Below are 16,081 nucleotides of genomic sequence, written 5' to 3' on the forward strand. Positions count from 1 at the left end.
GGCGGGATCGGCGGTGAGGGTGGTGGCAGTCTGGGCGGCGGGTTCCGGGGCGGGGTCGTCGGCGACAGCCTGCGTGGCGGCTGCGGTGGCAGGCGGAGTGACGGGCTCCGTGGGGTTGGCGACAGCCTTGATGTCGGGCTCTGCCGTGGCAATCGCCTGAGCGTCGGGCTCTGCGGCAGGGGCGGTGACCGCCTGAGGGGTTGGGCTGGTGGCGGGCTCGGGGGTGAGCTCGTCAGCTGCGCTGGTGGGTGCGTCGGCCGAGTTCGCTGGCAGGGGTGCGGCGGGCGAGATGGCAGCCGCGGGCTTCTCGGCGGAAGGGTCGGGGGCCGCGACGAGGGCGGGTTCGAGGGCCGGGCTTGGGGGCGGGGTGGCGATTGAAGCGGCTGGCGCGGTGATTGGGCTGGCAGGCGTGGTGGTTGGGTCGGCTGGGGTTCGTGGCTCTGGATTGGTGGGGGGTCCGGCGTTGGAATTGGGGTCGGTCTCCGGGGCCCGCTCAAGGTGGGAAGGGGTGCTTGGCTCGTTGGGGGTACGGGCGGAGATCGGTGTGGGGGGAGCCGGTGGTTCCTGGTGGAAGGCCGCAGGGCGTACTGGTACGGGCACCGGCTGGGGAGCGGGGAGGGGGGTTGGGTCGGTGTAGGCGGGGCGCTGGGGGGGTGGCTGGAGGTAGGTGGGGTCGGTGAAGCCGCCGGGCTCCGCGTAGGGGGCGACCGGCTCGGGCTCGAAGCGTGGCTCGAAGGACGGTACGGGTGCCAGCTTGCTGGCCAGGCGGGGGACGAAGGGGCGGACCGTCGCCTCCTCCTGCGGGGGGTCGACGTATTCGGCGGCGGACAGGCGCATGGCCTCGTCGTCGTAGGGCGTGATGTGCCGCCGCCGCGGGTCGAAGAGCCACTCCGCGTGCCGGGTGTGACCGTTCCACACGAAGCCCAGCTTGATCCGCCACAGGTTGTCGTCGCGCTTGCAGGAATCCCAGTCGATCTCGTCGGCGGGCACGCCGCGGCGGGTGAGGCGTTCGGCGACGAGCTCGCCGAGCGTCGGGCGGGGCGTGTTCTCGCCGGGGAGCCGGACGGCGACGCGCTGCGCCTGCTGGGCCACGTACTCGCGCTCCTGGAGCACAGGGCCCTCGAACCAGCGCACACGTTCGACCGGTATGCCGGCGGTGGCCGCGATCTCTTCCGCGGTCTCGCCGGCGCGGATGCGCGCCTGGATCTCCTTGGGACGCAACGGGCTCTCCACTTCGATCTCGTACTGGCCGAGACGGGAGAAGTTGCCGCGAACCGCAGCGCGGAGCCGATCGTCGACGGGCAGCGTGAACCGGGTGCCCCTTCCGGCCGTGGCCAGAACGAGGTAGGTGCCGTCCTCACTCACCGCGACGAGACGGAGCTCCTGCATGCGAGTCCCTTCGTCGTCGAGCTGAAATCTTCCCCCGGACCCTTGAGTGTCTCGCGTGAGCCGGTTGCCTTCCAGCACCGTACCCGGCATGTCCGAACATCGCCTTCCCCAGGGGTGGGGGAGTCGATGTGACGCCGGTCACATTTGCCGCGTTTACCTTTCTACAGGCTGGCGGTGTTCAGCAAGCGATTAGGGGTCCTTCCCTGATTCTTCACAATGACGCCGCCCGTCGCGGTGGACTTGAGCCAAGTGAACAGAGAAGTGGGGGTCTCCGACTGGTTGGCGCCCAGCTTCAGCGCGGCCACTCCGGCCACGTAAGGCGAGGCCACCGAGGTGCCGCTGAGGCGGCGGAGGGTGTTGTCGGGCCAGGTGGAGACGATGTCGACGCCGGGGGCGTACAGATCGACGCAGCGTCCGTAATTGGAGAAAGGCGCGCGTTGGTCGCTTTCGTCCGAGGCGGCCACGCCGAAGACGCCGTACGCGGAGGCGGGCGAGGACCCGCACGCGTCGGCGCCCGCGTTGCCCGCCGCCGCGACCACCAGCACGCCGGATTTGACCAGAGCGGTGGTGGCGGTGTCCAAGGCCCGGGATCGGGGGCTGCCCAGCGAAAGGTTGGCGATCGACGGGCCTTCGGCGTTGGTCCGCACCCAGTCGAGCCCGGCGATCACGTCCGAGACCGTGCCGGTGCCGTCGCAGCCGAGCACCCGGACCGCCTGGATCCTGGCCGCCGGGGCCACCCCCACCCGCGCCCCGCCGACGATCCCGGCCACGTGGGTGCCGTGGCCGCTGCAGTCGTACCCGTCCCCGCCGGTGGCGTCGAAGGCGGCGGCGGCCCGCCCGCCGAACTCTCGGTGCGTGGCGTCGATGCCGGTGTCGATCACGTAGACGGTCACGCCGCGCCCGCTGCCGTGCGCCCCGAACCGCCCGTCCAGCGGGAGCTCCCGCTGGTTGAGCCGGTCGAGACCCCAGCTCACGTCCTGGGCCTCGACCAGGCGGTCGGGTTCGATGCCGGTCACCCGGCGGCTGGCCGACAGCTGGACCACCTGGTCGGGGCTGAGCCAGGCCACGAACCCGGGCAGGACCGCGGCGTAGTAGCGGGTGACGCGCAGCCGCGCCCCGAGCTCCCACGCGTCCCGCACGTCGCGGGTGGTCACGATATACGGCCTCAGCCCGTCGTCGACCGCTCGCCGCAGCGCCGCGACGCCACCCGGGGTCGCGGTCGCGAAGGCGGCCGTGGTGGCCAGCGCCGTCGCCACGGCGGCCGTCGGGTAGAGGCCGAACCGTCTCATGCTCGTGCTCCTCGGCTTGGGGGGCCGGACGGCCCGCCCCCGCAATGTGCCGCCCGCGCGGAACACCGGTGGCGCGGGACACGCGCCCCCACCGCACTTTTTACCCACCCCTGGGTTTAGGGCAGCACACCCGCCAGATAGGCGTTGCCGAAGATCCGCTCCGGATCGAGTTCGTCCCGCAGTTTCGCGAAATCGGCGAACCTCGGATAGACCGTGGCCAGATAGTCCGCGTCACGGGTGTGCAGCTTGCCCCAGTGCGGCCGCCCGCCCAGCCGCGTCATGATCTCCTCCACCGCGGCGAAATACTCCGGATTCGGGGTCGCCCGGTAGACATGGCAGGCGATGTAGGCGGACTCCCGCCCGTACGCGGTGGACAGCCACGCCCCCGACGGTGGCGTCACCCGGACCTCGATCGGGAACGAGATCCGCCACCCCATGCGCTCGACCAGGTCGCGGGTCTCGCGCAGGGCCTGGCCGAGATGCTCGCGCGGGATCGCGTACTCCATCTCCAGGAAGCGCACCTCCCGCACGCTGGTGAAGATCTTGTACGAGGTGTCCACCGACTCCGACGGGCTCAGCAGCCGCGCCGACACCCCGTTGATCCGCGGGATCGCCCCGGGAAACCGGGCCCCGGCCGCACAGGCCAGCCCGAACAGCGTGTTCTCCAGGAACACGTTGTCCACCCAGTGCCGGACCGGGTTCGGCGGCGCGGCCGGTCCCGCGCTCCGGTTGTTCCGTTTGACCAGGCAGGTGTCGGTGTGCGGCAGCCAGAAGAAGTCGAGATGCTCGTTCTCGCCGGTGAGCGCGTCGAGGTCGTCGAGGATGGCGCGGAACGACATCGGCTCGCGCCGGCTGCGCAGCAGGAACGACGGCTCCACCCGGAAGGTCACCGACGTCAGCACGCCCAGCGCGCCGAGCCCGACCCGGGCCGCGTCGAACAGGTCGCCGTCCCGGACGGAGGTGATCGTCCCGTCGGCCAGCACCAGCTCCAGCTCGATGACCTGGTCGGCCAGCCCGCCGATCTCGCGCCCGGTGCCGTGGGTGCCGGTCTGGATCGCGCCCGCCACGGTCTGCGCGGTGACGTCGCCCATGTTGGCCAGCGCCAGACCGCGCCGGTCCAGCTCCTGGTTGAGCACGTGCAGCGGCGTGCCCGCGGCCACCCGCACCCAGTCGTTGCCGTAGGCGAGGATGCCGGTCAGCGCGTTCGGCCGCAGCAGCAGCCCGCCGGTCAGCGCCACGCCGGTGAACGAGTGGCCGGTCCCGGCCATCCGGACCTGCTGCCCGGCTTTCGCCCCATCCCGTACGGCTTGCGCCACCTCCCCCGCCGACGCCGGAGTCCGGACCTCGGCGGGGACGACCGCCTGATTCCCCGCCCAGTTAACGAACCGCATGAAGATGAACGGTACTCATGACCTGGTCTCCGAAGCCACCGGTGTCCGCAACCAGGACGAACCGGCAACCCCCACCAGCATCGCCAGCAGGGCGCACGCGTACGCGAACCCGTACGCGTTGGACGCCCCGTAACTATCGGTGAGATGCCCGCCCGCCCACGCCCCGACGGCCACCCCGAGCCCGATCGAGGTCAGCAGCCAGGCCATGCCCTCGGTCAGCTGCGCCGCCGGAACCAGCCGTTCGACCAGCGAGAACGTGGTGATCAGCGTCGGCGAGATGGCCAGCCCCGCGAAGAACAGCGCGACCGCCATCGTCGGCAGGCCACCCATGAGCAGCACCGGCGTGAACCCGGCCACGAACACGATCAGCCCCCGGACCAGGCGGCTGCGCAGGTCGATCTTCCAGTTGCGCGCGCCGTACCAGAGCCCGGAGACCATGCTGCCGCCGGAGATGGCGGCGAGCAGGAACCCGGCCGCGGCCTTGTTGCCCTGCTCCTCGGCGAAGGCGATGGTGACGATGTCCACGCAGCCGAAGACCGCGCCCATCGCCAGCATCACCGCGGACAGCAGCGCCACGCCGGGGATGGCGATCGGCGAGCCCTTGTTCTCCCGATGCCGGACGACCGGCGGCTCGGTGCCCTTGAGCAGCGCGAACGCCAGCGTGCCGCCCACGGTCAGGACGACCACCACGATCAGCCCGGCGTACACGTTGACGCTGGTGGCCAGCACGGCGGTGAACGCCGGGCCGGTCACGAAGATCACCTCGTCGGCGACCGACTCGAACGAGAACGCCGTGTGCAGCTTGCCCGAGTCCGACAGCAGGTGCGACCAGCGGGCCCGGACCATCGAGCCGAGCGAGGTGGCCGACGCCCCGGCGATCGCGCCCGACGCGAACAGCGTCCAGATGGGGGCGTGCGCGTGGGCGAGCAGCATCAGCCCCGACAGCGCCACGCCGTGCACGAGGACGAACGGCACGAGGATCCTGGCCTGCCCGAACCGGTCCACCAATCGGCCCGAAAGGGGCGCGGCGACGGCGAAGGCGAGCGACACGATGGCGGAGACGGCCCCCGCGGTCGCATAGGAACCGGTGATGGAGTGCACGAGCAGGGTGATGCCGATGCCGAGCATCGACATCGGGATCCGCCCCACGAACCCCGCCAGCACAAACGATTTCGCCCCACGCGTGCTGAACAGCCCACGATACGGCCCGACCATGACAAAACCCCTCTCGCGCGCCCTGGGCACGATGTACTGCGTCCGGGCACGCCGACCGGGGTCGGCTGCGGCCATGGGGGTGGCACGCGGACAGCTAGATCTTCCCCATTAGACCCTCCACGACCATGACGCACAGGCACGCCGGAAGGCAAGTGAGTTTTCCGCCGTTAAGCTACTAGCGTGAACCAGGTGTCCGATCTTCCCTGGCTCACGCCGCTTCGCGGGCTCGTGGCCGGTCTCGCCGTACTGATCACGGCGACCGTCTCCGCGGGCAGTGTGATCCTGCTCGTCCGTGGCGACACGGGCACGGAGGGCGAGACGGCGGTGGGCTCCCCCCGGCAGGCGCTGGTCCCCGACCGCACGCTGCCGTCGGCCCCGCCCGTCGTCGGCGGCCCCGGCGTCCAGGTGACGCCGCCGAGGCTGCTCGCCGTCGCCGCCGCCCAGGTCCCGGCGAAGGTCCTGCGTGACCTGGCCAAGGTCAAGAACGTGCAGAAGGTCGCGGTCGTGGACGGCGGAACCGTCCGGGTGGCCGGCACCGGGCTGCGCCTGCTGGCCGTGGACCCCGCCCAGTTCCGCTCCTGGACCCCCAAGGTCGTGGCCGACCATCCGGCCGTGTGGAGCGCGCTGGCCCGGGGCGAGATCGTGGCCGACGCCGGCGTGATGAAACGGCTCGGCATGGTCCTGGGCGCGGAATACCAGCTCGACGGCGGCCCCCGGCTCCGCGTCGCCGCCTCGGCCGCGCTCGGCTTCCCCGGCGTGGACGGCCTGATCGGCAAGGAGCTGGGCGCCGAGCTCGGTTTCGCCTCCGGCGTGGTCGTCCTGGTCCACGGGCAGCACGTCAACCAGCAGCGCGTCCGCGACCTGCTCGGCGGCGACGCCCAGGTGGTCGCGGTCGGCGCCGAACCCACGCCCCGGCAGACCGCGGTGGCGGCCCGCCAGGTCCTGGTCGGCCGCCCCGACAGCTACCTGGAGCTCTACCAGCGCGGCGCCGGGGTCTGCCCCGGCCTGTCCTGGACCGTGCTGGCCGCGATCGGCCAGGTCGAGAGCGGCCACGGCCAGAACAACGGCCCGTCCTCGGCGGGCGCGCTCGGCCCGATGCAGTTCATGCCCGCGACCTGGAAGGCGTACGGCGTGGACGGCGACGGCGACGGCGTCTCCGACATCTGGAGCGCCTACGACGCGGTGCCGTCGGCCGCCAACTACTTATGCGCCAACAAGGCCGGGCAGGGCGGCGAGCAGCTCAGGAAGGCCGTCTGGCACTACAACCATTCGTGGTCCTACGTCGACAAGGTGCTCAGCCTGTCGCAGGCGTACGCGCTGGCCTACCCGAACCAATGACGCAGCAGGTGGCCGGACAGGGGACCGGCTCAGGCTCGGCCATCAGCTCTTTGATCATCGAGACGAATCTGGGGTGGGTGCCCGCCGTGCCCGCCCGGGCCAGCAGCATGCCCAGCTCGTCGGCCTTGGCCGCCGCCTCGGTGTCCAGGTCGTACTTGACCTCCATGTGGTCGGAGACGAACCCGATCGGCACCAGCACGACCGCCTCGGTCCCCTCGCGGCGCAGCTTCTCCAGGTGGTCGCAGACGTCCGGCTCCAGCCAGGGCACCTGCGGCGGCCCGCTGCGGCTCTGCCACACCAGATCGAAGTCGTCCGCCCCGACCGCCTTCGCGACCAGCGCCGACGCGGCCCGCAACTCGGCCTCGTAGGCCCCGCCCCCCGGCCCGGACGCGGCGGCCATCGACAGCGGGACGCTGTGCGCCGTGAACACCAGCCGCGCGTCCGCCCCCACCTCGGCCAGCGCCCCCCACGTGTGATCGGCCATAGCCGCGATGAACCCCGGGTGATCGTAGAAATGCCGCAGCTTCACCAGCCGCGGCGCGTCCGGCACCTCCGCCGTCGCCCGCGCGATGTCCTCGATGTACTGCCGGCAGCTCGAATACGAGCTGGTCGCCGCCGTCGCGAACGCGGCCGCGTGGCGCACCCCGTCCGCCGCCATCTGCCGCACCGTGTCCGCCAGGTACGGATGCCAGTTCCGGTTCCCCCAGTACACCGGCACATCCACGACCTTCTCCAGTGCCGAGACCAGCTCCCGGCACTGCTGGTTGATCGGGCTGACCCCGCCGAACCCCTGGTAGTGCGCCTCCACCTCCAGCAGCCGTTCGCGCGGCACCCCCCGCCCGCGCACGACGTTCTCCAGGAACGGCAACACGTCCTCCGGCCGCTCGGGACCGCCGAACGACACCACGACGAGCGCGTCATAATTCCCCATGCCACCAGCGTAGGCCGGGATCCCCCCGGTTCTCCTCTCGGTACGTGCCCGGCCGGGGGTAGGTTCGGACGATGACCTCGATCGTGACCTCGATCTTCCAGAATGTGCGCGAATACGTGGCGGTTCCGCGGGTGACCGCCCTGCGGCTGTCTCCCGACGCGACCCGGCTGGTCGCCGTGGTGCAGTCCCTCGACCCTGACGAGAAGGCGTACGGGACGGCGCTCTGGGAGATACCGCTGGATCCGGACGCGGAGCCGTACCGGCTGACCCGGTCGGCGAAGGGGGAGGCGGGCGCGGAGTTCACCCCCGACGGGGAGCTGCTGTTCGTCTCCCGCCGCCCGGACCCCACCGAGAAAGATTCCGACTCCGAGGCCGCCGCGCTGTGGCTGCTGCCCGAGCGCGGCGAGCCCCGCCGCCTGGCGACCCGCCCCGGCGGGATCGGCGCCGTACGGGCGGGGGGTGACGCGATCGTCTACGCGGCCCAGGTGCTCCCCGGGGACTCCGCCACCGAGGCCGACCGCAGGAAGGCGCGCAAGGACGCCGGGGTCAGCGCGGTCCTCTACGACGACTACCCGATCCGCTACTGGGACCACGACCTCGGCCCCGCCCAGCCCCGCCTGTTCACCCTGGACGGGACCGAACTCACCCCCGACCCCGGCCGAGCCCTCGACCAGGCCTCCTTCGACGTCACGCCAGACGGTTCCACCGTCGTCACCACCTGGCGGATCCCCACCGGCGCGGGCACGTCGAGATCCGAACTGGTCGCCCTCGCCGGCGGCGAGCGGCGGGTGCTGGCCACCTCCGAGGCCCATGACTTCACCGGCCCGGTCCGGATCTCACCCGACGGACGCCAGGTCGCCTGCCTCCGCGAGCGGCACGGCACGATCGAGCGCTCCTTCGCCTTCGAGGTGTGGCTGATCGACCTGACCACCGGCGAAGGACGGCCCCTGGCCGGCGACATCTTCCCGATGGCCCTCGCCTGGGGCTCCGACTGCCTGTACGTGGCCGCCGACCACCAGGGCCGCCGCCCGATCTTCCAGATCTCGCTCGACGGCGGCGACCCGATCAGGCTGACCCCCGACGACGGCGCCTACGCCGAGCTCAACGCCGCCCCCGACGGCAGCCTCTACGCGCTGCGCGGCGCGATCGACGCCGCCCCCGCGCCGGTCAGGATCGCCCCCGACGGCACGCTCGAATACCTGCCCACCCCCACCCCCGCGATGGAGCTCCCCGGCACCCTCACCGAGGTCAGCGCCATGGCCGAGGACGGCACCGAGATCCGCGGCTGGCTGATCCTCCCCGAGGGCGCCTGCGCCGAGAACCCCGCGCCGTTCCTGCTGTGGATCCACGGCGGCCCGGTGAGCAGCTGGAACGACTGGTCCTGGCGGTGGAACCCGTGGATCATGGCCGCGCACGGCTACGCCATGCTGCTCCCCGACCCCTGCCTGTCCAGCGGGTACGGCCAGGCGATGCTCGACCGGGGCTGGGGCGACTGGGGCCCGGCCACCTTCGGCGACCTGATGGCGATCACCGACGCCGCGCTCAAGCTGCCGGAGATCGACGACCAGCGGACCGCCGCGATGGGCGGCTCGTTCGGCGGCTACATGGCCAACTGGGTGGCCGGACACACCGACCGGTTCAAGGCGATCGTCACCCACGCCTCCCTGTGGAACCTGGACCAGTTCGCCGGGACCACCGACGCCGCGATGTTCTGGCAGCGCGAGTGGGGCGAGCCCGGCGGGCCGATCAGCCGGCGCCTCTCCCCGCACCAGACGCTCGACAAGATCACCACTCCGATGCTGGTGATCCACGGCGACAAGGACTACCGGGTGCCGATCGGCGAGGCGCTGAGCCTCTGGTGGGACCTGCGCCGATCCGAGGTCGACTCCCAGTTCCTCTACTTCCCCGACGAAGGCCACTGGATCCTCAAGCCCGGAAATGTCATCGCCTGGTATGACACGGTGCTCACCTTCCTCTACCGCCACGTGGAACCCGCTTTCGAGCCCCCGGCCGTCTCCGGCCTGATCGACCTCGGCGAGCGGTGGCCGACTCGGTAGCCTGAGGGCATGCTCCCGGACGATCTGCTCGCCCTCGCCAAGGACATCGCCGTCGAAGCCGGAGAACTACTCCTGGCCAAACGCCCGGCCCGCCCGGAGGTGATCGACACCAAGTCCAGCCCCACCGACGTCGTCACCGCCCTAGACCGGGAGACCGAGGACCTGATCCGGGCCAGGATCAAGGCGGTCCGCCCAGCCGACGCCATCCTCGGCGAGGAAGGCGGCGACGTCCCCGGCGCTGTCCCCGGCCAGGGCCGCGTCCGCTGGGTCGTCGACCCCATCGACGGCACCGTCAATTTCCTGTACGGCCTGCCCGCCTGGGCGATCAGCATCGGCGTCGAGGTCGACGGGGAGATCGTCGCGGGCGTCGTGAACGCCGTCCCCATGGGCGAGCTCTACACCGCGGTCAAGGGCGGCGGCGCCTGGCTGGCGGGGGAGCGGCTGCACTGCAACACCGGCGTGCCGCTGGACCGGGCGCTGATCGCCACCGGCTTCGGCTACGCGGCGTCCAGGCGGGTGGTCCAGGCCGAGGTGCTCGCGCAGGTGCTGCCCCGGGTGCGCGACATCCGGCGCGGCGGCTCGTGCGCGGTCGACCTCTGCTCGGTGGCGTCCGGCCGGGTGGACGGGTATTACGAGCGTGGCACCCAGTACTGGGACCACGCCGCGGGCGGGCTCATCGCGGCCGAGGCGGGCGCCAGGATCGGGGGGTTGCACGGCAAGCCGTACAACCCGGAGCTGACGATCTGCGCGGCGCCGGGGCTGTTCGAGGAGCTGCACGACCTGCTGGCGGCACTGGATCCGGAACGCGACGCCCCCACCGGCGCGTAAGCCGATGGGGGCGGGGCGAACGTACGCCGGTCAGCGCGGAAGCGGGATGCCGTGGTCGTCGGCCAGCCTCCGGAGATCCTCGATCTCGGCGGTGAGGGTGTCGGCGAGAAAATCGTCGCCGCTGTTCCTGGCCTCCTGAAGTCCCTTATAGGCCTGGTCGAGCCGGGTTTCGATCGTTGTCGTGAACTCGCCCATCTCACCTTCTTTCTCAGCGGTCCGCCTGGGGAGGACGTGCCTTCCCCGGCATCGGACAGAGGGGTGTGTGTGCCTCCTTTACCCACAGTCCGGGTAACACTAAACCAGGAGATTTTGCGCGGTGCTCGCCCGCTTACCGTGGGCTTACCGGCCGAAGCGGGAGAATGGGGCGTCAGCGCGGGTCACGAGGAGGAAGTCCATGCGAGTACTGGTGGTGGAGGACGAGCGGGTGCTCGCCGACGCGATCGCGACCGGCCTGCGCCGCGAGGCGATGGCGGTGGACGTGGCCTACGACGGCGCGGAGGCGTTGGAGAAGACCTCCTACATCGACTACGACGTCGTCGTGCTGGACCGGGACCTGCCCAAGGTGCACGGGGACGAGGTGGCCAGGCGGCTGGTCGGCGACCGCACCGCGACCAGGATCATCATGCTCACCGCGGCCGGCGACGTGGACGACCGGGTCGAGGGCCTGGACCTGGGCGCCGACGACTACCTGGCCAAGCCGTTCGCGTTCCTGGAGCTGATCGCCCGGGTCCGCGCGCTCGGCCGTCGCTCGGCGCCCGCGCTGCCCCCGGTCCTCGAACGCTCCGGCGTCCGGCTCGATCCCGGCAAACGCCTGGTCACCAGGGACGGCGCCGAGATCGCCCTGACCAAGAAGGAGTTCGCCGTCCTGGAGGAGCTGCTGCGCGCCGAGGGCGCCGTGGTCAGCCAGGAGGACCTGCTGGACAAGGCCTGGGACGAGCACATCGACCCGTTCACCAACGTGGTCCGGGTGACCATGATGACGCTGCGCAAGAAGCTCGGTGAGCCTCAGGTCATCGAGACCGTGCCAGGGGTGGGATACAAGCTGTGACCGAACCCCGCGACCTGGCTGACACCGCACCCCAGCGGGGGCCACGGATGATGTCCCCGGTGGGGACGGGGCCCTACCGCCGCCAGGCTCCGCCGCCGAGCGGCCCGCCCGCCTGGGACGGCCCGCCCCCGCCCGGCGCGCATCCGGGCCCGCTGCCGCCGCTGGCCAACCGCCTCAAGTCGCTGTCAGACCGGATGAGCATTCGCTGGCGGCTCACGATCACCTACAGCACGCTGTTCTTCGTGGCCGGGGCGCTGCTGCTGATCGTCATGTACATCCTGGTCCGCCCGGTGCTCGACAGCGCGCTGAGAGTCAACCTGACGGTGCCGCGGGGCATCCCGCAGGAGCTGATCGATTACTGGGATCAAGAGATCACCATCAGGAACGCCAACGTCACCACCACCGTGCTGAGCGGGCTGATCACCCGGGGGCTGCTGGCGCTGCTCGGCATCGGGATCCTGGCCGTCATGCTCGGCTACGTGGTCGCCGACCGGGCGCTGAAACCGATCATGCAGATGACCGCCACCGCGCGGAAGCTGTCCGGCAGCTCGCTCGCGCACGAGCGCATCGACCTGCACGGCCCCGACGACGAGCTGAAGGAACTGGCCGACACCTTCGACGCCATGCTGACCCGGCTGAACATCGCCTTCGACGCCCAGCGCCGGTTCGTCGACAACGCCTCGCACGAGCTGCGCACCCCGCTGGCGATCAACAGGACCGTGCTGGAGGTGGCGCTGTCCGACCCGGAGGCCTCCGACGACCTTCGGGTGCTCGGCCGTACCCTGCTCGGCACCAACGCCCGCAACGAGCGGCTGATCGAGGGCCTGCTGCTGCTGGCCCGCAGCGAGCGCGAGCTGTCGGTGCGCAAGCCCGTGGACGTCCAGGAGGTGGCCAAGACGGCCATCGAGCAGCTCCTCCCGCAGGCCCTCCAGCAGGATGTGCAGGTCGACCACGACCTGCACCCGGCCTCCACCATGGGCGATCCGGTGCTGCTGGAGCGCTGCGTGGCCAATCTCGTGGAGAACGGCATCAAATACAACGGGGGCGAGGGAAAGGTCTGGGTGCGTTCGGGAATTGTCGAGGGGGGTGCCGTTGTTCAGGTCGCGAACACGGGACCGCATGTGCCCGCGTACGAGGTGGACAGCCTCTTCGAACCCTTCCGGCGGTTGCACGCCGATCGGGTCGAGTCCGCCAAGGGCGCGGGGCTGGGTCTGTCCATCGTGCGGGCCATCGTCCGCGCGCATGGGGGCACGGTGACCGCCGTCCCCCGGGACGGGGGCGGGCTCGTGGTGACGGTGCGACTCGCGGGTGGACCGCCCGTGACGACTCCGTCGGCGCGCTGACACGACCCTGCTGCACATCAGCCCCGTACATGTGGTTGGATGTGCCGTCGAACGCGGTGGGTCATCCCGCCAATGCTGTGGTTTCGCCATATTTGGCTAACTGGAGCCTTGCCGGGAACGGCGTCCGCGTGTCGGAAGGTTCAGTGTCCGCCCTTCCGGGGTACCGATTGCAAAATCTCCCGGAAGATGCGGGCACAAGATTGGCCTTCCGAGCGTTAGATCGCGCGACGACGCGCAGACAGATAGATGAGGGGGATGGAGTACGCACATGGCTACCGACTACGACAGCCCGCGCAAGACCGACGATGACCTGAATGAGGACAGCCTTCAGGAACTCCAGGCGCGGCGTAGCGACAAGTCGTCGGGCAGCATCGACATCGACGAGACCGACCTGGCCGAGTCGCTTGAGCTGCCGGGGGCTGACCTGTCCAACGAGGAGCTCTCGCTCCGGGTGATTCCACGGCAGGCCGATGAGTTCACCTGCTCGCGGTGTTTCCTGGTGCATCACCGCAGCCAGCTCGCATCGGAGAAGAACGGGCAGCAGGTTTGCCGTGAATGCGCCGCTTGATTGAGGGAAGGGTCCGTCGATGGCTTCTGAAGCGGATCGATCGAAGGAATCACCGGACGAGGTAGCCGAACTCGTCGGCAAGCTCGTCGAACAGGACGGGTCCCCAGCGGAGACGGACGGGGCCGAGCGGCGACGGCTGCTCGGCCGTCTCAGCAAGGCTCTGGTCGTCTCCGCCAGGAAGGCGGGTTCGTCCGGGGTCGGGCGGGGCCGCTGGCTGGCCGATGTGTTCATGAACATCGCGCCCAGACTCCCGATCCGTGACCTCGCGACCCTCCAGGAGCATCACTACGGCCTGACCGGCGAGCAGTTGGCCGACGACTTGGTCCGTACCGCGGTGAAGGCCACTACGGCCGTCGGCGCGGTCGGGGGCGCCCTCGCGGCGGCCGAGTTCGCCGCCCCTCCACTGCTGCTCTCCGCTCCGGCGCAGCTCGTCGCGGAAACCCTGGTCGTGGCCGCGATCGAGGTCAAGCTCCTGGCCGAGCTGCACGAAGCCTACGGAATCCAGGTGCAGGGCACCGGCGGCCAGCGCGCCGCCCAGTTCGCCGTGGCCTGGTCCAAGCAGCGCGGGGTCGACCCGCTCAGCCCGGCGACGGTCACGCTGGCCCTCGGCGCGGCGGCCAAGACCTCGCTGCGCAACCGCCTGATGCGCACGCTCGGGCGGCATCTCACCACGCTTGGCCCGTTCCTCACGGGGGCCGTCGCGGGCGGCACTCTGAACCGGGTCGCGACCAAACGGCTGGCCGTCGCCGTACGGGCGGATCTGCGCCGCCAGCGCGCTTTGCCACCTGCCTCTTCGGTTTGATATCAAACTGTAACCAAATGGTCTAAACCTCTCGGTCATGGCTGCCGACCTGCGGGAGATCATTCTCACAGCTTTGGTCCTGAATTGTGCACTTCGTGGGGGGTATGTGCCGTTCCGGGGACCTTACGTATGGTGGTCCCAAGGCGATGGTTAACTGGAGGGCTCATGCGTGGCACCAGCTCGTTCCTGATCGTCGCGAACCGGTTGCCGGTCGACCGAGTGGGCGAAAAACAATGGCGCCGAAGTCCTGGCGGTCTGGTGACCGCGATCGCGCCCGTCATGCAGCGCCGTGACGGGGCCTGGCTCGGCTGGACCGGCGCGGCGGGGGAGGAGCTCAAGCCGTTCGATCACGACGGCATGCACCTCATCCCGGTGCCGCTGTCCTCGATGGAGGTCGAGTTCTACTACGAGGGCTTCTCCAACGCCACCCTGTGGCCGCTTTACCACGACGTCGTGGCACCTCCGATCTACTCCCGCGTGCTCTGGGACGCCTACCGCGCGGTCAACGACCGCTTCGCCCGGGCCGCCGCCGACGCCGCCGCGCCGGGCGCCGTGGTGTGGGTGCAGGACTACCAGCTCCAGCTGGTGCCCAGCATGCTGCGCAAGCTCCGGCCCGATGTGAAAATCGGATTCTTCCTGCACATCCCATTCCCGCCCGGCGAGCTGTTCATGCAGCTGCCCTGGCGTGTCGAACTGCTGGAAGGGCTGCTCGGGGCCGATCTGGTGGGCTTCCAGCGTCCCGGCGGCGCGTCCAACTTCGTCCGGCTCTGCCGGAAGATGCTGGGCGTCTCGACGGTCAAGAACGACATCCAGCTGGACAACGGCAGGACCGTGCGAGCCGAGGCGTACCCGATCTCGGTGGACTTCGGGGAGCTGGACCAGCTGGTCCGCGAATCCCACGTGATGGCCCGGGCCAAGGAGATCAGAGCCGAGCTCGGCGACCCGGAGCACGTGCTGCTGGGCGTCGACCGGCTCGACTACACCAAGGGCATCAGAGCCCGCCTCAAGGCCTACGGCGAGCTGTTCGCCGAGGGCAGGCTGAAGCCGGGCGAGGCGGTGTTCGTGCAGGTCGCCACCCCGACCAGGGAACGCGTCGAGGAGTACATCCGGCTCCGCAACGACATCGAGCTCCAGGTCGGCCGGATCAACGGCGAGTACGGCGAGATCGGCCGCGCCCCCATCACCTACATGCACCAGTCCTTCGGCCGGGAGGAGCTGGCCGCCCTCTACTGCGCCGCCGACGTGATGATGGTCACCCCTCTGCGGGACGGCATGAACCTGGTCGCCAAGGAGTACGTGGCCTGCCGCCACGACCTGCGCGGCGCCCTGGTGCTGAGCGAGTTCGCGGGGGCGGCCGACGAGCTGAAACAGGCCTACCTGGTCAACCCCTACGACGTCGACGGCATGAAGCGGACCATGATGGCCGCCATGCAGGCGCCCCCGCACGAGCTGGGACGCCGGATGCGCTCGTTGCGCCGCCGGGTCGCCACCCACGACGTGGACCGGTGGGCGAACGAGTTCCTGACGGCGCTGGAGAGCTAGCTCTTGATCTCGTCCTGAGCGGCCTGTGCCGCGGCCTTCCAGCTGTACCACTTCTTGGCCGCGGCCCGGGTCATCACGATCCTGGCCACCTCCATGCCCAGGCCCATCACGACCGCGTAGGCCACCGCCTCGCCCAGGCTCACGTCCGGCGAGTCGGTGTTGGTCGGCGGCTTCTTGCCGGTCGCCTTCTCCCACGCGTAGGAGAGCACCTTCTTGGACAGGAAGCCCACGGCCAGTCCCACCAGACCGCCCACGATCCGCCACTGCATGTCCGGCTTCTCTTCCGTACCCGCCATGATTCCTCTTCTCGGTGATTCCTCCTCGGTAACGACCCTAGTCT

General features: G+C 70.5%; 15 protein-coding genes. 8 read left to right on the forward strand and 7 right to left on the reverse strand.

The window, feature by feature from the left end:
• The 4 genes from sepH to Aple_RS47445 form a co-directional block, all read right to left on the reverse strand.
• Positions 1-1,389: septation protein SepH (gene sepH / locus Aple_RS47430; RefSeq protein WP_155351372.1), on the reverse strand; the 1,389-nt coding region annotated here is incomplete at its 3' end.
• Positions 1,390-1,550: 161 nt separating this feature from the next.
• Complete coding sequence (locus Aple_RS47435) at positions 1,551-2,678, reverse strand: S8 family peptidase (RefSeq protein ID WP_155351373.1); 1,128 nt, start codon at positions 2,676-2,678, stop codon at positions 1,551-1,553.
• 116 nt (positions 2,679-2,794) lie between these two features.
• Positions 2,795-4,069, reverse strand: a complete 1,275-nt coding sequence (locus Aple_RS47440; RefSeq protein WP_155351374.1) for a D-arabinono-1,4-lactone oxidase — start codon at positions 4,067-4,069, stop codon at positions 2,795-2,797.
• Positions 4,070-4,084: 15 nt separating this feature from the next.
• Entirely contained in the window at positions 4,085-5,284 is a 1,200-nt protein-coding gene (locus tag Aple_RS47445; RefSeq protein WP_155351375.1) for an MFS transporter, read from the reverse strand.
• Between the two features lie 180 nt (positions 5,285-5,464).
• Here Aple_RS47445 and Aple_RS47450 point away from each other — a divergent pair, with 180 nt between their 5' ends.
• Positions 5,465-6,622 carry a lytic transglycosylase domain-containing protein gene (locus Aple_RS47450; protein ID WP_246265435.1) on the forward strand — a complete coding sequence of 386 codons (1,158 nt, stop codon included), beginning with the start codon at positions 5,465-5,467 and terminating at the stop codon, positions 6,620-6,622.
• Here the strand turns inward: Aple_RS47450 and Aple_RS47455 are convergent.
• On the reverse strand, positions 6,579-7,553 hold the full coding sequence (locus Aple_RS47455) for a ferrochelatase (protein ID WP_155351376.1): 975 nt from the start codon (positions 7,551-7,553) through the stop codon (positions 6,579-6,581). The genes Aple_RS47450 and Aple_RS47455 overlap by 44 nt on opposite strands.
• Before the next feature lie 71 nt (positions 7,554-7,624).
• On the opposite strand from Aple_RS47455, the gene Aple_RS47460 reads away from it, so the two are divergent.
• A complete protein-coding gene (locus Aple_RS47460; protein WP_373869718.1) occupies positions 7,625-9,610 on the forward strand; it encodes an alpha/beta hydrolase family protein in 1,986 nt (661 codons plus the stop codon).
• A gap of 9 nt (positions 9,611-9,619) precedes the next feature.
• The gene (locus tag Aple_RS47465) at positions 9,620-10,438 is read left to right on the forward strand and encodes an inositol monophosphatase family protein (protein WP_155351377.1); all 819 of its coding nucleotides are present in this window, start codon (positions 9,620-9,622) and stop codon (positions 10,436-10,438) included.
• A gap of 30 nt (positions 10,439-10,468) precedes the next feature.
• Here the strand turns inward: Aple_RS47465 and Aple_RS52635 are convergent, their stop codons facing one another.
• Complete coding sequence (locus tag Aple_RS52635) at positions 10,469-10,633, reverse strand: hypothetical protein (RefSeq protein ID WP_170322029.1); 165 nt, start codon at positions 10,631-10,633, stop codon at positions 10,469-10,471.
• A gap of 199 nt (positions 10,634-10,832) precedes the next feature.
• On the opposite strand from Aple_RS52635, the gene Aple_RS47470 reads away from it, so the two are divergent.
• From Aple_RS47470 to Aple_RS47490, 5 genes are all read left to right on the forward strand, one after another.
• On the forward strand, positions 10,833-11,486 hold the full coding sequence (locus Aple_RS47470; protein ID WP_155351378.1) for a response regulator transcription factor: 654 nt from the start codon (positions 10,833-10,835) through the stop codon (positions 11,484-11,486).
• Between the two features lie 47 nt (positions 11,487-11,533).
• Positions 11,534-12,829, forward strand: coding sequence for a sensor histidine kinase (locus Aple_RS47475; protein ID WP_373869719.1), 1,296 nt, complete (start codon positions 11,534-11,536; stop codon positions 12,827-12,829).
• Between the two features lie 268 nt (positions 12,830-13,097).
• Positions 13,098-13,397: a DUF4193 domain-containing protein gene (locus Aple_RS47480; protein WP_030505490.1), complete on the forward strand. Its 300-nt coding sequence runs from the start codon at positions 13,098-13,100 to the stop codon at positions 13,395-13,397.
• Positions 13,398-13,416: 19 nt separating this feature from the next.
• Positions 13,417-14,199 (forward strand): hypothetical protein, encoded by a 783-nt coding sequence (locus tag Aple_RS47485; protein WP_155351379.1) that lies wholly within the window; start codon positions 13,417-13,419, stop codon positions 14,197-14,199.
• Between the two features lie 165 nt (positions 14,200-14,364).
• The gene (locus tag Aple_RS47490; RefSeq protein ID WP_155351380.1) at positions 14,365-15,741 is read left to right on the forward strand and encodes an alpha,alpha-trehalose-phosphate synthase (UDP-forming); all 1,377 of its coding nucleotides are present in this window, start codon (positions 14,365-14,367) and stop codon (positions 15,739-15,741) included.
• Here the strand turns inward: Aple_RS47490 and Aple_RS47495 are convergent.
• The gene (locus Aple_RS47495) at positions 15,738-16,037 is read right to left on the reverse strand and encodes a DUF4235 domain-containing protein (protein ID WP_155351381.1); all 300 of its coding nucleotides are present in this window, start codon (positions 16,035-16,037) and stop codon (positions 15,738-15,740) included. The genes Aple_RS47490 and Aple_RS47495 overlap by 4 nt on opposite strands.
• Positions 16,038-16,081: the final 44 nt, after the last annotated feature.

The organism is Acrocarpospora pleiomorpha (assembly GCF_009687885.1).
In the GTDB taxonomy this organism is placed as follows: domain Bacteria; phylum Actinomycetota; class Actinomycetes; order Streptosporangiales; family Streptosporangiaceae; genus Acrocarpospora; species Acrocarpospora pleiomorpha.

Coding starts and splice junctions, on each gene's coding strand:
- Aple_RS47460 (WP_373869718.1), top strand. CDS start 7,625: ATGACCTCGATCGTGACCTCGATCTTCCAGAATGTGCGCGAATACGTG.
- Aple_RS47495 (WP_155351381.1), bottom strand. CDS start 16,037: ATGGCGGGTACGGAAGAGAAGCCGGACATGCAGTGGCGGATCGTGGGC.
- Aple_RS47435 (WP_155351373.1), bottom strand. CDS start 2,678: ATGAGACGGTTCGGCCTCTACCCGACGGCCGCCGTGGCGACGGCGCTG.
- Aple_RS47475 (WP_373869719.1), top strand. CDS start 11,534: ATGATGTCCCCGGTGGGGACGGGGCCCTACCGCCGCCAGGCTCCGCCG.
- Aple_RS47485 (WP_155351379.1), top strand. CDS start 13,417: ATGGCTTCTGAAGCGGATCGATCGAAGGAATCACCGGACGAGGTAGCC.
- Aple_RS47480 (WP_030505490.1), top strand. CDS start 13,098: ATGGCTACCGACTACGACAGCCCGCGCAAGACCGACGATGACCTGAAT.
- Aple_RS52635 (WP_170322029.1), bottom strand. CDS start 10,633: ATGGGCGAGTTCACGACAACGATCGAAACCCGGCTCGACCAGGCCTAT.
- Aple_RS47470 (WP_155351378.1), top strand. CDS start 10,833: ATGCGAGTACTGGTGGTGGAGGACGAGCGGGTGCTCGCCGACGCGATC.
- Aple_RS47440 (WP_155351374.1), bottom strand. CDS start 4,069: ATGCGGTTCGTTAACTGGGCGGGGAATCAGGCGGTCGTCCCCGCCGAG.
- Aple_RS47445 (WP_155351375.1), bottom strand. CDS start 5,284: ATGGTCGGGCCGTATCGTGGGCTGTTCAGCACGCGTGGGGCGAAATCG.
- Aple_RS47455 (WP_155351376.1), bottom strand. CDS start 7,553: ATGGGGAATTATGACGCGCTCGTCGTGGTGTCGTTCGGCGGTCCCGAG.
- Aple_RS47465 (WP_155351377.1), top strand. CDS start 9,620: ATGCTCCCGGACGATCTGCTCGCCCTCGCCAAGGACATCGCCGTCGAA.
- Aple_RS47490 (WP_155351380.1), top strand. CDS start 14,365: ATGCGTGGCACCAGCTCGTTCCTGATCGTCGCGAACCGGTTGCCGGTC.